The organism is Clostridium brassicae, from assembly GCF_026738875.1.
Taxonomy (GTDB): Bacteria; Bacillota; Clostridia; order Clostridiales; family Clostridiaceae; genus Clostridium_H; species Clostridium_H brassicae.
On the sequence record NZ_JAPQFJ010000016.1, the window covers coordinates 1 to 14412 of the forward strand.

Below are 14412 nucleotides of genomic sequence, written 5' to 3' on the forward strand. Positions count from 1 at the left end.
TTGAGAAACATTGTAAAATGCAGGCTCATCGCCTTAAAACCGATGTTGCGTAGCAATAAAAAAGCACCAGATTTTTCTGGTGCTAATAATTAAACTATTTTAGGACATTTTCAAAAACAGTTGACATTAAAATAAAATAGGTCTTTTTTCTTTAATTTTAATAAAAACTGAATCCATTTTAAATCTTGCTCAAAATATTTTCTATTTCCACTTTTATCCCGTTCAATATTTTTTATAAGCCCTATTTTTCATAATATCTAAGCGTATCAGAACTAATACCTAACACTTGTAATCTTTGCAAAATGTTCATTAATATCCTTTCTTTAAATTTAATATATCACTTGGAATTAACTCCAAGTCAATAATTTTTATATGTTTTATTTATTATTTTTATTAGTATCAAATCCAAACAAGAAATCATAACTTATAATTGTAGAACTTTTAGGAGGATTAATATATGTATTGTTTTACTTGTGCCAATAGCATGACTTGTATTTTTAATGAGCTTCTGCTTTGGAGTGAAATCTCTAGCGAACATCCTATTTTTATTAAAACAGTTGGAGAACTTACTAAAAAAAATCTTTCCAAAAGTACATTAAATAAATTAATGGATATTAATAAGATGTTCTCAGACTTAAGGAATAAAGCAGAGATATTAAGTAATGAACAATTTAATTATATGACTTATTTTAAAACAAAACAGCTTTTAAGTGAATTTCTCTTACATGACAAACATTTCTTAGAATTACTTCCTGAAATTCAATCCTATGGCAAAGAGGATAAAGTATGGCAAACGTTGTTAGAACATATTACTCATGAGCAAAAATTTATGTATCAATTAATAAGTAATCTTAATTTACAATTGAGATAAACTTATAGACAATATAAAAATATGTGACTTAATGAATAACGGCAGAGGTATTGCTTTTCTAAATATATGTAGTTATCCATTAAACCTTCAATACGTAAAGAAGTACTAAAGACGTATTCTTCTAAAAATGCTACTCTCATTATGGAACGTCCATGTCCCAGTTCGGCTGTCGGAGTCCATTTCAACAATTGCACACTTTTAGAATTCTACTTCTTAAGTACTTCTAATTGCTACTTCAAAGTTTAACTGCATAACTACATATGTAAGGAAAGCTTATTCCTCTACTTTAGTTCTTTATAAGTAATCTAATTAAAAATGTATATTAGTGAGAGTTAAAAAGACTCTATTACATCTGCATATAAGGTATATTTCTGACCTTTATACAAATGATAATTAGAGGTATATTCAATTACATATACTTCTTCTATAATATTAATCTTCGAATTCAAATAACTCCTCTATCGTTGCGTGAAACACTTTTGCAATATCCATTCCCATTTTTAGTGATGGATTATATCTTCCATTTTCCAAATGAACTATGGTTTCTCGCCTTACTCCTATTAATTCAGCTAATTCACTTTGTTTCATTCCTACATTTTCTCTATATTCTTTTATTTTAGTTTTTAATTTTGCCATTTTCACATCACCCTAGCATTAAGGGTACAAAATATAATACTCCTCAAAATAGTAAGAATAGCTAATTCACCAACTATACCATATCATATAACTCTAAGAATTTCTTGATCACATTCATCAAATATATCTCGTTTCTTTTTAATAATAATTAAGCAGACAAAAATATATCCCAGTATAGCATATTGCAAATATGTATATGTAGGTTTATAATCTTCCCTTACACACATCCAATAAAAACTACTAATAATAATGCTGGTACAATTTTTGCCAACATCCAAACTTTCAAACTAATTTTTTTTACTTTTCGTAGTTAAATTTTTTACTTTTAATCTATTGCTAAATTTAAATATTATGATTTAATATAAAAAAGCTCGAACCCCTAATAATTAAAGGATTGAATCTTTATCTAATTTAGTATTCTTTTTTTTGTGGAACCACATATTTTAGTTGTCCACTCTTCCCATACCTTTCCACAAAAATTTTTTCACTATCAAACAAAAGTAATTTATATATTTTATCTCATTTTTTTAATGGCTCATTAAGTTGTGAATAAAAATCAATCCTTAATTTTCTTAGATATGTATCTAATATTTCTAAATGTTTTTCCGTATCCTATACCTCTCCCATATAATCTAATAATCTTTAAAATATTATATAATTAAATTGGATAAGATTACAATAAATATCACTTCCTTAATTTACAAAAATTATTGACAAACATATATTATATATGTAATATTAAACTATAAATTACGATTGTAATCTAAGGAGTGTTAATATGGTAAATATACCCAAGATATCTGAAGCAGAATGGGAAGTTATGAAAGTGATATGGAATAACAGTCCTTGTAGCGCCAATTATGTTATAGAAAATTTAGAAAGCAAAATGGATTGGAAACCAAAAACTATAAAAACATTAATAAGCAGATTAGTAAAAAAAGAAGTATTAGCCTTTGAAATAGAAGGAAGATCATATAATTATTATCCTTTAGTAAAAAAAGAAGATTGCATAAAAGAAGAAAGTAAGTCTTTTTTGCACAGAGTATTTAACGGAGTAACTAAAGATATGGTGTTAAATTTTATAGAAGATGATGACCTTACAGATGAAGATATAGAGGATTTGAAAAAGATTTTAGAAAAGAGAAAATAATATGGATAAATTAGTATTTTATATGTTTTTAGCTTTTAAACTAATTATAGAACTATCAATTTTCTCTATTATACCTATAATATTTATAATTATAATAAACAAACTTTTAAATAAAAAAATTCCTGTAAAATTTCAATACATACTTTATATTTTCATATTAATAAGATTAGCTTTGCCCATAATGCCTAAAAGCTCTTTAAGCCTATATAATGGTGCAGAAGTACTGTCCACATTAAGTCATAAAAATACTGTAGTGGATATGATAAAAAATGAAAATAACTCCAAAAGTTATTATAGCAGCTTAAGTTATTATAGAAACATAGATGGAAGCTTTAAACAACCTAATAATATGAGCTTTTCTTATACTATAAAGAATTCTCGCTCTTATGTAAAATACCTATTTATATTATGGTATTTAGTGGTATCCACTTTAATAGCACATAATATATTAAACCATATAAAGTTTTATAAAAAAATAAAGTATATTAAAAGAGTAGATGATCAAAAGGTAATATCAACTTTATTAGAATGCAGTAATTTTCTTAAAATTAAATCAAACTTTAAACTACTAGAATTAAGCTTTATAAGCAGTCCTGCTATACTTGGATTAAAAAATCCTATAATATTAATTCCAAAAGGATTGTTATCAAAAGTTACAAAAAAAGATTTAAGAAATATATTGCTTCATGAATTATGCCACTATAAAAGAAAAGATATTATAATTTTATATTTAGCTAAAATCATTTGTGTATTGTACTGGTTTAATCCTTTAATTTGGTATACTATGGGTAAATTAAAGAAAACCTTAGAATTAAGTTGCGACGAAATGGTACTTTCCTATATAAATGCCGAAGAAAAATTAAGCTATGGATATACTATAATAAATCTTTTATCTTATTCAAAAAATAATTTAAAAGTATCTTTACCATTAAATATGGTAGAAAATAAAAAAGAAATTGCTAAAAGAATATCTTTTATACGTGATTTTAAAAAGAAGGGATTATACGCTACAGCCATATCTTTAATTATAGTGATTTTAACTGGTGCTATTATGTTAACGGAACGCAATGAAACAGTTTCTGCAGCTATAGACAAAGATATATCTTCTAATTATGTAATAGATGAAGAAGGAAAAATTAGAAAAATAGATAATATAAATATTCCATTTATTAAAGATGACAATATCTTAGGTAAATGGATCCCCGTGGATTTCATAGAAGATATTGGGGATTTTATCCCATATAAGAGAAGTTGCAAAGCCAACTTACACCTTAAGGATTTAGAGTTTTTCCAAAATGGAAAAACAAGCATAACTCACTGGAATTGGTCAAAAGATTTACTTATAGATTCCTATGATAAAACGGCTAGTAAGTATTGTATAAAAAATATAAATAATAATGAATATATGTTTTTACAATGGAAAAGTGGAGATTATACATTTAGAAATATGCAACCATTTTATTATGTATTAAAAAAAGTTAAGTAATATTTTTCTTATTAGAGCTATCACCTTTAGTAGCTCTAATAAGAAATTTTATATCTTAAAGATTACATTTGTAATCTCATTGTAAAGTTAAATTTTAAGGAGGATTATTATGTGGAATCGCATTAAAAAATTTAGTGTTAAAAAGAAAGTGTGTTTTTCAATTATTATTATTTTAGCTTTATTTTTAGTATTTGCTTTTACTTTCCCACTAGCGAAATATAAGGATTGTAAAGTAAACGGAAATAGTGGACTAGCTAGAGTACCTAAAGCTGATGATTACAAAAGAGGAAAACTTAAAGAACTTCCAAAATATGATGGAAACCCGAGAAAAATGTTTCAAGTTGATTTAAGAGGTTATGATTTATCTGAACTAGACATTAAAAATAATTTAAAAGATTTAATGTATGCAAGTTTTGATAGTAAAACAAAGTGGCCTTCTACCCTTCCAAAAGGATTTGATACAAATACTATTATGGAATATGGAAAAAATCCTGGCTTGAATTTAAGAAAACTTCACCAAAAAGGCATTACAGGTAAAGGAGTTAGCATAGCTATTATTGATGGAACTCTTTTAACTGGCCATAAAGAATATAAGGATAGATTAAAATTTTATGAAGAAAGCCATCACGATGTGGAAAGTAGTGCCGATATGCATGGAGTAGCTGTTAGCTCTATTGCAGTAGGAAAAACTGTAGGCGTTGCGCCGGAAGCAGATTTATACTACATTGCAGAAACCGATTATTCTAAATATACTCTAAGTAGCTTTGTAACTGGATTATCTTTTGATTTTACTTATTTGGCAAGATCTATAGATAGAATTATAGAAGTAAATAAAACTTTACCTAAAGAAAAAAAGATAAGAGCTATTTCCATGTCTATAGGATGGGGCAAAGGGCAAAAGGGCTTTAAAGAAGTAGATGCAGCAGTAAAAAGAGCTAAAGATGAAGGTATATTAGTGGTTTCTACGGTTTTTGAACAATATTATAATATTGATTTTCGAGGTCTTGGAAGAAATAGCATGAAAAATCCAGAGGACTTTAAAAACTATGAACCAGGTATGTGCTGGAGTGATTTATTTTTTAAACATAATGAAAAATTTAATCCATCGGAATTTATTATGGTGCCAATGGATAGTAGATGCATTGCTTCCCCTACAGGAACATCAGATTATGTATTCTATAAACAGGGTGGAATAAGCTGGACTGCTCCTTATATAGCAGCTTTATATGCTTTGTGCTGCCAAGTAAATCCTGATATAACTCCAGATGAATTTTTAAATGCCGTAGTAGATACAGGTAACGTAGTACAAATAAAAAAAGATAATAAAAAATATAATTTAGGCACAATAGTAAACCCAGAAAAACTTATAGAAAAGGTTCGTAAATAGGTAATTGATATTTATTTATGTATAATGCTATTATTGCATTAATATAATGAGGATTATTATGTGGAAGTAAAGTAAATGGTACTAGTGGAATAGCTATAGTACTATCTATATTAGATTAAGCTTATTAAAAAATAAAACAAATCTATACTGTTTTGAATTCAGAACCCACCCTAAACTTACTCAATAAGGAGATATACAAAATATAAATCAGTTAACTCTAAATCTACCTCTTCTAATCTTATTTTAAAAGAAAAGTCGCTTATAAGTGCGACTTTTCCTTTAAATACTATTTATATATTTTTTGTGGAACCACATATTTTAGTTGTCCACTCTTCGCAATTCCAAATATCAGTTACAACGTCTCTATAGAATTCTGGTTCGTGGCATACCAATAAGATACTTCCTTTATATTCTTTTAAAGCTCTTTTTAATTCTTCCTTAGCTTCAACATCTAAATGATTAGTAGGCTCATCTAATATTAGTATATTAGTTTCTCTATTCATAAGCTTACATAATCTAACCTTAGCTTGCTCTCCACCACTTAAAACACAAACTTTACTTTCAATATGTTTTGTAGTCAGTCCACACTTAGCTAATGCTGCCCTTACCTCATATTGGGCTGCTGAAGGAAATTCTGTCCAATATTCTTCAATACAAGTATTATAATTTGTTTCTTTTATTTCTTGCTCAAAATATCCTATAAGCTGATATTCACCAAGTTCTACGTCCCCACTTAACGGAGTTATATCCCCCATCAAACTTTTTAAAAGTGTTGTCTTTCCAAGTCCATTAGCTCCGACTAAAGCAATTTTTTGCCCTCTTTCCATAGTTAAGTTTAATGGTTTAGAAAGTGGTTCATCATATCCTATAACTAAACCTCTAGCTTCAAATATAAGTTTACTAGATGTTCTACCTTTTTTAAATTCAAATTCTGGTTTTGGCTTCTCAGCTGAGAGTTCTATTATATCCATTTTGTCTAATTTTTTTTGTCTAGCCCGAGCCATTCCAGTAGTTGCAACTCTTGCCTTATTTCTTGCTATAAAATCTTCAAGTTTTGCTATTTCTTGTTGTTGTCTTTCATAAGCAGCTTCAAGTTGTTTTTTATTAGCCTCATAAATTCTCATAAAATTGTTATAATCACCAACATATCTTGTAAGCTGTCTATCTTCTACATGATAAATTAAATTTATAACACTATTTAAAAAAGGTATATCATGAGATATTAATATAAAAGCATTATCATAATTTTGAAGAAATCTTTTAAGCCATTCGATATGCTGCTCATCTAAATAGTTAGTAGGCTCATCTAATAATAAAATATCTGGTTTTTGCAAAAGTAATTTTGCAAGTAATACCTTTGTTCTTTGACCACCACTTAAGTCAGTTACATCTTTATCTAAGCCTATATCTTTAAGCCCTAATCCTCCTGCAATTTCTTCAACTTTCGCATCTATAATATAAAAGTCATTATTATCAAGGATATCTTGAATATTTCCCATTTCATCTAATAGTTTCTCTAATTCTTCTGGTGATGCTTCAGCCATTTTATCTGTTATATCCAACATTTCTTTTTCTAAATCAAATAGATATTTAAATGCTTCTCTTAATATATCTCTTATAGTCTTTCCTTTTTCCAACTGAGTATGCTGATCCATATATCCAACATTTACTCTATTACTCCATTCAATCTTTCCTTCATCTGGCATAAGTTTTCCTGTTATTATATTCATAAAGGTAGATTTACCTTCTCCATTTGCACCTATTAATCCAATATGTTCTCCTTTTAGAAGTCTAAAAGAAACATCTTCAAATATAGCCCTATCTCCAAATCCATGGCTCATATTCTTAACAGTTAGTATACTCATATGGTTTTCTTCCCCCTAGTAAAAAATACTGCTTTAATAAAAACGCACCATTAATTATACAATGTTTTCGAACTTTATACCATATGAAATTTGTTATTTATTTTTATATAGTTAGTCTATTTTTATTTTAAGTCTATTTTAAATAAGTATTAGCCTTAATATTGATTCTATGTTTTTTTACACAATCTTATTTTTTTGAATTTTTGTTTTTTGAATTTCCATTTGTTGTATTGCCATTTTGCATATTAGATTGTTCAGATGATAATTGAGCTGCTATTACTAATAAAGCAGCGCCTATAGATGTTATAAAATTTCCTAAAACATTTATTTCATTTGCAGAAAGATTTTCAGCTAATGCTGCAGCAATTAATCCAGATGCAATAGCCAGTTGTTGTGCGCTAGATGAATTTTTACAAGACATAGCACCATCCCACTTCAAAATTCTTCTATTACATATTAGTATATGAATTTTTTATGTATTGTGATAATTATCTAATGTATGCCTTTTATCATTTTATATAGAAATGTTGAAAATTCCTCTAAGTCTTTTATATCACAAAAAGACCCTTGGGCTTTTTCATTTCTTCCTCCACCTTTACCGTTAAACTTCTTAATATGTTCTTTAAAAACTTTTCCACAGCTTAATTCAATATCACTATTATTAATAAATAATATGTTTTTTTCCTTTAGTGAACTTAATACAACGATATAGGGCTCATTTTGTAAAGCTTCTCCTATATATTTTACTTCCTCAAAACTTTTGTCTTCATAGCTTTTAAAAATATATCCTTCTTTTGAAGACTCCATTAATTTTAAAGCTTCTTCTTGTGCTAACTTATTATTTAGATAAGATACCCCTCTTTTTAAATTAAATATCTCTTCAAATTGTTTATCTATATTTTTTATTACACTTTTTTCGTCTGTAGAAAATTTTCTGCATAATATATCTACTATATTATGCTTAAATTTAAAATCCTCATATGCTCTTTTCCCACATTTTAAGTATAATCTACTCATTCCTTTATACTTTTCTACTTTAAGTATTTTTACAATACCTATTTCTCCAGTTCTTAATACATGAGTTCCGCAACAAGGGCAACAGTCCATATTTTTTGCTTCTACTATCCTTATATCCCCTTCTACATCTATTTTCTTTCTTGAAGGTACTTTATCTAAACTTTCTTTATCTACAAAATAAGTTAAAAAGGGCTCATTCATATATATATAATTATTAACTTCTTTTTCTATTTCTTCTACCATACTATCTTTAAAAGGATATATATCTATGTCTATAGTTACATAATCTTCTCCCAAGTGGAACCCTTTATTATTACCCCTGTATAGTTTATGTATAACCCCTGATAAAAGATGTTCTCCAGAATGTTGCTGCATAAAATCAAATCTTCTTTCAAAATCTATACTACATTCTACATTTCTACCTTTAACTTCTTCTTCAACTACATGATATATTACATCATTTTTTTCATAGACATATGTAACCTTAACCCCATCTATATATCCTATATCTGAAGGCTGACCTCCTCCCTCTGGATAAAATGGTGTTTTATCTAAAACCACTAATAATCTATCATCTTCTCTTATTACATCTACTACCTGAGCTTCACATTCCTTTAAATAAGGATCTACATAATAAAGCTTTTCTGTCATATCTTCGAACCCCTCTCTAATTAAAAATTTATATTAAAATATATAACCACTTTAGCCTAAATTACCCTATTTAATATAATAACATAAATTTAAATGCCATTGGACAATCTAATATCTACTAATAAAATAACTCCGCTAACAAATATCATTTTATACTTTATACTTTTCACTTATATTCTCTCCCAAAAAGCAACTTTATCATGTTTGCTAAATTACTTATTCTACAGCCTATATTTTTCTTTTAAATTCTATTATTATCCTTTTAAAAAATAAAAAAGAGATAAACTCTTATTTTTAAAGAATTTATCTCTTTTTTAAATGTATTTACCTTAAGCTCCCATACAGGGTGCATTATCTAATTCACTAACATCTAACTTTTTAACTTCCTTTTTAAACATAAATGCTGTTATAAAAAATGCAATAGTATCTGATATTGGAGCAGCTATCCAAACGCCAGTTATTCCTAAATGTTTAGGTAAAATTAGTAGTAATGGAATTAAAACTAACACTTGTCTCAACATAGCAAGAAGCATAGAAATCTTAGCTTTCCCTATTGCTTGGAAATAGTTAGATCCTATTATTTGATATCCTATAATAGGAAGCATACATAAGAATACTTTAATTCCATGAGATCCTATAGCTATCAAATTAGGTTCCTTATTAAATATTGAAATTATATTTTCAGGAAATAGTTGAATTATAACATCTGATACTATTCCAATAATTACAGCTCCACTAACAGCCAATTTTAGAGTCTTTTTAACTCTAGAATACAATTTAGCTCCATAATTATATCCTATAATAGGTTGAGCTGCTTGTGTTACAGATATTATAGACATTATTATGAGCATAGAAATACTATTTATAACCCCCATTGCTCCTATAGCAGAATCTCCACTATATGTTATAAGCTGCTTGTTTAATAAAATATTCACAGCACCACCAGCAACTTGAATAGCAAAAGGTGCCATACCAATTGACACAATTCCTTTTACTATTTTTAAATCTAATTTTAAATTTTCTTTTTTTAGTTTTAATACACTTTTCTTGCTTCTAAAATGGGAAATTACCCATATGGTATTTGCTGTTTGTGAAATAACAGTAGCTATAGCCGCCCCTTTTACACCCATGTGAAAAACAAATATAAATATTGGATCTAAAATTATATTTAAAGCAGCACCTATTATCATAGTAATCATAGCAATATTAGCATTTCCTTCAGAACGAATAGAGTTATTTAATCCAAATCCTAAATTCTGAACAATAGTACCCAATAAAATGATAGATAAATACTCATCTGCGTATTGAATCGTGTTTTTACTAGCTCCAAAAGCCTTGAGCAATGGATTTTTTATTATAAAGCATAAAATACTTACTACTATTGATGAAATAATAATCAATACAAATGTATTTCCCAAAACTTTATCCGCATTTTCTTTATTTTTTTTCCCTAAATTTAGAGATTCTAAAACGCTACCTCCAATACCCATAAGCATTCCAAAGCCAGCAATAACTATCATAATAGGAAATGTAATACTAAGCCCAGCTAATGCTAAGTCTCCCACTCCTCTTCCTATATATACTCTATCTACAATATTGTATAAGGCATTTACTAAATTTCCTATAACAGCAGGAATAAAAAATTTTAATAATAACTTTCCTATCTTCTCTTCTCTCAATTGTATTGTTTTATCCATACACAAACCCCTTTCTCTTACAATCTAAATTAACAGAATGTTGTTTTTACATTCTATTAAATCATCTTTTAGTAACTTTAATCTGTTTTTAAATGTTTAGCTATCTAAATATATATGCATAGCTATGTAATTCTGTGTTATTTTTCAAGATTGTTTAACATTCTTATTAAAAAAGATATCAATGTATTTTTTTCATCTTCTGAGAATCCCTCTGTCAATTCTTGCTCCATGTCAAGTACAATACCCCAGGTCTCTTTTTCTATTTCCCTCCCTTTTGAAGTTAAAAAAATCAGATTGTTTCTAGCATCCTTCTCATCTGTCCTTTTTTCAACTAACCCTTTTTCAGATAAAATCCCAATAAGTTTAGTTAAAGATGAAGGCTTAATATCAACTTGATTTAGTATTTCATTTTGTATAATTCCATCCTTATCCCACAAACACCTCATTGCCTTTATTTGAGAACATGTTATATTATAGTTGTCTAATTTTTTATCATATTTAACACGGAACTTATGCGCTATTTGATGCATTAAATAGCCTGGTAGTTTATTTTTGTCTAAACCTGATTTCAATTTCATCACCTCATATCTATAAAACAAATTATGTAGCTATCTAATTATTAATTAACAATCTGTATCATACACCATATTAAAAAAAAATTCAACACCTCTTATATATTTTTTTAACTAATATAAGGGATGTTGTTAAAATATAAAAAACAAATTAAATCTATTTTTTTACTAACTCTTATTAAATTCTAAACTTACTTTAAATAGGTCACCATCTACTTCAATGTTCATATTTCCTCCTTGAAGTTCAACAATGCTTTTCGCAATTGCAAGGCCTAAACCAGAACCCTCTGTGTTTCTAGATTTATCTCCTCTTTTAAATCTTTCAAAAATTTCTTCTACATCAAAATCCATTTCATATGCAGAAATATTTTTCATAACAATTCTTACTTTATTATCTTCTTCCTCTAGGTTAATGTATACTCTGGTATTATCCATTGAATATTTCAAAATATTTCCTATTAAATTTTCAAACACTCTCCAAGTTCTTTTACCATCTAAATTCATATATATATTCTTCTTAGGAAGCTTAATTCTAAATTTTAAAGAAGAATTATTAATCTTATCATTAAATTCTCCCATAGCTTGTCTTAGTATAGCAACTATATCTACTCTTTGTATGTTAAGTTCTACTGAACCACTTGCTATTTTGGATGCCTCAAAAAGATCATCTATAAGTGTCTTAAGTCTTTGAGATTTTTTATCTAATACTTTAATATAAGCTTCTCTATCTTCATTAGATAATTCCTCTTTTCTCAATAAATCTATATAATTTATTATAGATGTAAGAGGTGTCTTTAAATCATGCGATACATTAGTAATTAGTTCTGATTTAAGTCTTTCACTTTTCACTTGACTTTCAACAGATTTTTTAAATCCATCTTTCATATTATTAATATTATCAGCTAATTTTGAAAGTTCTCCTTTTGCTTTATTATCTATTGTATAATCTAAATTTCCTAAAACTATTTCATTAGTTCCTTTTATTATTTTATTTAGCAATGCTACTTTTTTTAGGATATATTGAGGTACAAAAAAAATATATATTATTATATATACTATAGATACTAAAAATATAAATCCTGGCCCTTTATAAAAATTAATTGCAGCTATGCATAAAAAAAATCCCATTAATATAGTCATAATAAATATCTTACTTACTTTAATCATTACATTTTTAACTAAAAAACATTCTTTAATAACTATCCCAAATTTACAAATCAAACTTTCTTGTAACTGAACCTTTCTTTCTTTTGGATATCTTATCAATATTAACACTGTTTTTATATTGATTAATAAATAAAAAATATAGATTGCCACTATAGTAAGTTTTTTAACATGATCTATACCTATAGGCAAATAAAAAAAGTTAATATTCCTTTGATAAGCTAACAGTATAAATGAAAAAATTACCAATATAAAGATTTTCAAATCAAATGGCACCTTTTTATATAAATTTTCCAATTTATCTATAATTGGCATTTCATATTTCTTGTTTTTTATTAAGTATGCTAATATAGTTGCACCAATAACAAATGAAAAAACACATATTATTCCTTCTTTAATTAACCTTTGTCTAATAGCATTATAATATCTATAATCCTTCTCTATCTGACTATTCCCATTTATATCCTTTAAAATTATAAAATCCCCTTCAAGGTTACTACTTTTAAACCATTCATTAATAGATAACATGTACTCATCTTTAATGTTATTAATTGGAAAGCTTATATTATATAAAGCCTTATCCTTTATATAGTTTTGTATATTATATCCACTTGGCAAGTTAGTATATATTTTTCCATTTCTTCTATCTTTAATATAGTATCTTATAAAATTCTGTGAATCTATATACTTTTTTATTTTTTCATAACTATCACTAGCTTTTGTTTTAATATTCTTTATATTTTCTAGTTTAGTTTCTTCTAATTTCTTATTCTTTTCATTAATTAATGTATCTATATCATTACCTTGTTTTTGAGCTTGTTCTATTTTGTTTTGATATTGTTTTTCAATTTCATGTAATTTGTTTTGAAGTTCAATTTCATGATTTTCTGCTATTACCTGTATTTCTTTATTATCACTTTTAATATCAAAGTTTTGCAGATAATCAATAGAGTATTTCACATTTTCTGAATACTTTTCTAGCTGATATTTAAAATTATAACTATCAAAATATGCATTTTTTTCAAGAAAATGTTTCTTTCCTATGAAATCAATAGTTGATATAAATGAAAGCGAAAGAATATATATCCCAGCAACAAAAATTGTTATATATAAATATTTACTTTTCGATTTTATATCCAATTCCCCACACCACCTTTAAGTATTCTGGTTCCTTGGGGTTAATCTCTATCTTTTCTCTTATTCTTCTTATGTGAACTGCAATAGTATTTTCCCCATTATAAAAAGGCTCTTTCCACACTTTTTCATATATTTCTTCTATAGAAAATACTCTTCCCTTATTCTCCATTAGAAGTTTTAATATCTTATATTCTGTATGTGTAAGACTCACCTCTTCTCCATCTATTATTACCGTCTTAGTATTTTTGTTTAAAACAAGACCTCTTACAACTATTTCATCTTCACTTTCTTTATAATTTCCTAATCTCACATATCTTCTTAACTGTGACTTAACTCTTGCTACTAATTCTAATGGGTTAAACGGCTTTGTAATATAGTCATCTGCCCCTATATTAAGACCAAGTATTTTGTCTGTATCTTCTGATTTAGCTGAAAGCATTATTATTGGAATATTTTTATTTTCCCTTATTTTAAAAGTAGCTTTAATTCCATCCATTCTTGGCATCATAATATCCATTAGTATAAGGTGGATTTCTTCTTCTTCTAAGATACTTAGTGCCTCTATACCATCTTTTGACTTAAATACTTTTACGCCTTCATTTTTTAAATATATTTCTATAGCTTCTCTTATTTCTTCCTCATCATCTACCACTAAAACATTATATTTTGTCACTCCCGCCACTTCCTTTCTGTAATATTATATCATTTTTTTTTAGGACTAAAAAAATAATTGTTTGTGAAATTAAAAATAAAATAGGAATTATAATAATGCATAGGTT

At 26.9% G+C, this 14412-nt stretch carries 12 protein-coding genes; 4 read left to right on the forward strand and 8 right to left on the reverse strand.

From position 1 onward, the window contains the following. Positions 1-457 precede the first annotated feature (457 nt). Positions 458-871, forward strand: coding sequence for a DUF2935 domain-containing protein (locus OW729_RS14190; protein WP_268062204.1), 414 nt, complete (start codon positions 458-460; stop codon positions 869-871). Between the two features lie 432 nt (positions 872-1303). On the opposite strand, the gene OW729_RS14195 is transcribed toward OW729_RS14190, so the two are convergent. Next, positions 1304-1507 (reverse strand): helix-turn-helix transcriptional regulator, encoded by a 204-nt coding sequence (locus OW729_RS14195; protein WP_268062205.1) that lies wholly within the window; start codon positions 1505-1507, stop codon positions 1304-1306. Positions 1508-2285: 778 nt separating this feature from the next. Here OW729_RS14195 and OW729_RS14200 point away from each other — a divergent pair. The 3 genes from OW729_RS14200 (at position 2286) to OW729_RS14210 (ending at position 5530) form a co-directional block, all read left to right on the forward strand. Continuing rightward, the gene (locus OW729_RS14200) at positions 2286-2657 is read left to right on the forward strand and encodes a BlaI/MecI/CopY family transcriptional regulator (RefSeq protein WP_268062206.1); all 372 of its coding nucleotides are present in this window, start codon (positions 2286-2288) and stop codon (positions 2655-2657) included. 1 nt (position 2658) lies between these two features. Beyond that, a complete protein-coding gene (locus OW729_RS14205; protein ID WP_268062207.1) occupies positions 2659-4143 on the forward strand; it encodes a M56 family metallopeptidase in 1485 nt (494 codons plus the stop codon). Positions 4144-4252: 109 nt separating this feature from the next. Next, a complete protein-coding gene (locus OW729_RS14210; RefSeq protein ID WP_268062208.1) occupies positions 4253-5530 on the forward strand; it encodes a S8/S53 family peptidase in 1278 nt (425 codons plus the stop codon). 290 nt (positions 5531-5820) lie between these two features. Here OW729_RS14210 and OW729_RS14215 read toward each other — a convergent pair whose 3' ends face one another. From OW729_RS14215 to OW729_RS14245, 7 genes are all read right to left on the reverse strand, one after another. Beyond that, positions 5821-7395: an ABC-F family ATP-binding cassette domain-containing protein gene (locus tag OW729_RS14215; protein ID WP_268062209.1), complete on the reverse strand. Its 1575-nt coding sequence runs from the start codon at positions 7393-7395 to the stop codon at positions 5821-5823. A gap of 187 nt (positions 7396-7582) precedes the next feature. After that, positions 7583-7816, reverse strand: coding sequence for a hypothetical protein (locus OW729_RS14220; RefSeq protein ID WP_268062210.1), 234 nt, complete (start codon positions 7814-7816; stop codon positions 7583-7585). 71 nt (positions 7817-7887) lie between these two features. Then, on the reverse strand, positions 7888-9063 hold the full coding sequence (locus tag OW729_RS14225) for an alanyl-tRNA editing protein (protein WP_268062211.1): 1176 nt from the start codon (positions 9061-9063) through the stop codon (positions 7888-7890). 329 nt (positions 9064-9392) lie between these two features. Then, complete coding sequence (locus OW729_RS14230; RefSeq protein WP_268062212.1) at positions 9393-10760, reverse strand: MATE family efflux transporter; 1368 nt, start codon at positions 10758-10760, stop codon at positions 9393-9395. A gap of 137 nt (positions 10761-10897) precedes the next feature. Beyond that, a complete protein-coding gene (locus OW729_RS14235; protein ID WP_268062213.1) occupies positions 10898-11332 on the reverse strand; it encodes a MarR family winged helix-turn-helix transcriptional regulator in 435 nt (144 codons plus the stop codon). A 168-nt stretch (positions 11333-11500) separates the two neighbouring features. Then, positions 11501-13636 carry a HAMP domain-containing sensor histidine kinase gene (locus tag OW729_RS14240; protein ID WP_268062214.1) on the reverse strand — a complete coding sequence of 712 codons (2136 nt, stop codon included), beginning with the start codon at positions 13634-13636 and terminating at the stop codon, positions 11501-11503. Beyond that, entirely contained in the window at positions 13614-14306 is a 693-nt protein-coding gene (locus tag OW729_RS14245; protein WP_268062215.1) for a response regulator transcription factor, read from the reverse strand. The genes OW729_RS14240 and OW729_RS14245 overlap by 23 nt, the downstream gene beginning before the upstream one ends. Positions 14307-14412: the final 106 nt, after the last annotated feature.

What these genes read in the sequence shown, in the direction of transcription:
- OW729_RS14190 (WP_268062204.1), top strand. Translation starts at nt 458, where the DNA reads ATGTATTGTTTTACTTGTGCCAATAGCATGACTTGTATTTTTAATGAG.
- OW729_RS14195 (WP_268062205.1), bottom strand. Translation starts at nt 1,507, where the DNA reads ATGGCAAAATTAAAAACTAAAATAAAAGAATATAGAGAAAATGTAGGA.
- OW729_RS14200 (WP_268062206.1), top strand. Translation starts at nt 2,286, where the DNA reads ATGGTAAATATACCCAAGATATCTGAAGCAGAATGGGAAGTTATGAAA.
- OW729_RS14205 (WP_268062207.1), top strand. Translation starts at nt 2,659, where the DNA reads ATGGATAAATTAGTATTTTATATGTTTTTAGCTTTTAAACTAATTATA.
- OW729_RS14210 (WP_268062208.1), top strand. Translation starts at nt 4,253, where the DNA reads ATGTGGAATCGCATTAAAAAATTTAGTGTTAAAAAGAAAGTGTGTTTT.
- OW729_RS14215 (WP_268062209.1), bottom strand. Translation starts at nt 7,395, where the DNA reads ATGAGTATACTAACTGTTAAGAATATGAGCCATGGATTTGGAGATAGG.
- OW729_RS14220 (WP_268062210.1), bottom strand. Translation starts at nt 7,816, where the DNA reads ATGTCTTGTAAAAATTCATCTAGCGCACAACAACTGGCTATTGCATCT.
- OW729_RS14225 (WP_268062211.1), bottom strand. Translation starts at nt 9,063, where the DNA reads ATGACAGAAAAGCTTTATTATGTAGATCCTTATTTAAAGGAATGTGAA.
- OW729_RS14230 (WP_268062212.1), bottom strand. Translation starts at nt 10,760, where the DNA reads ATGGATAAAACAATACAATTGAGAGAAGAGAAGATAGGAAAGTTATTA.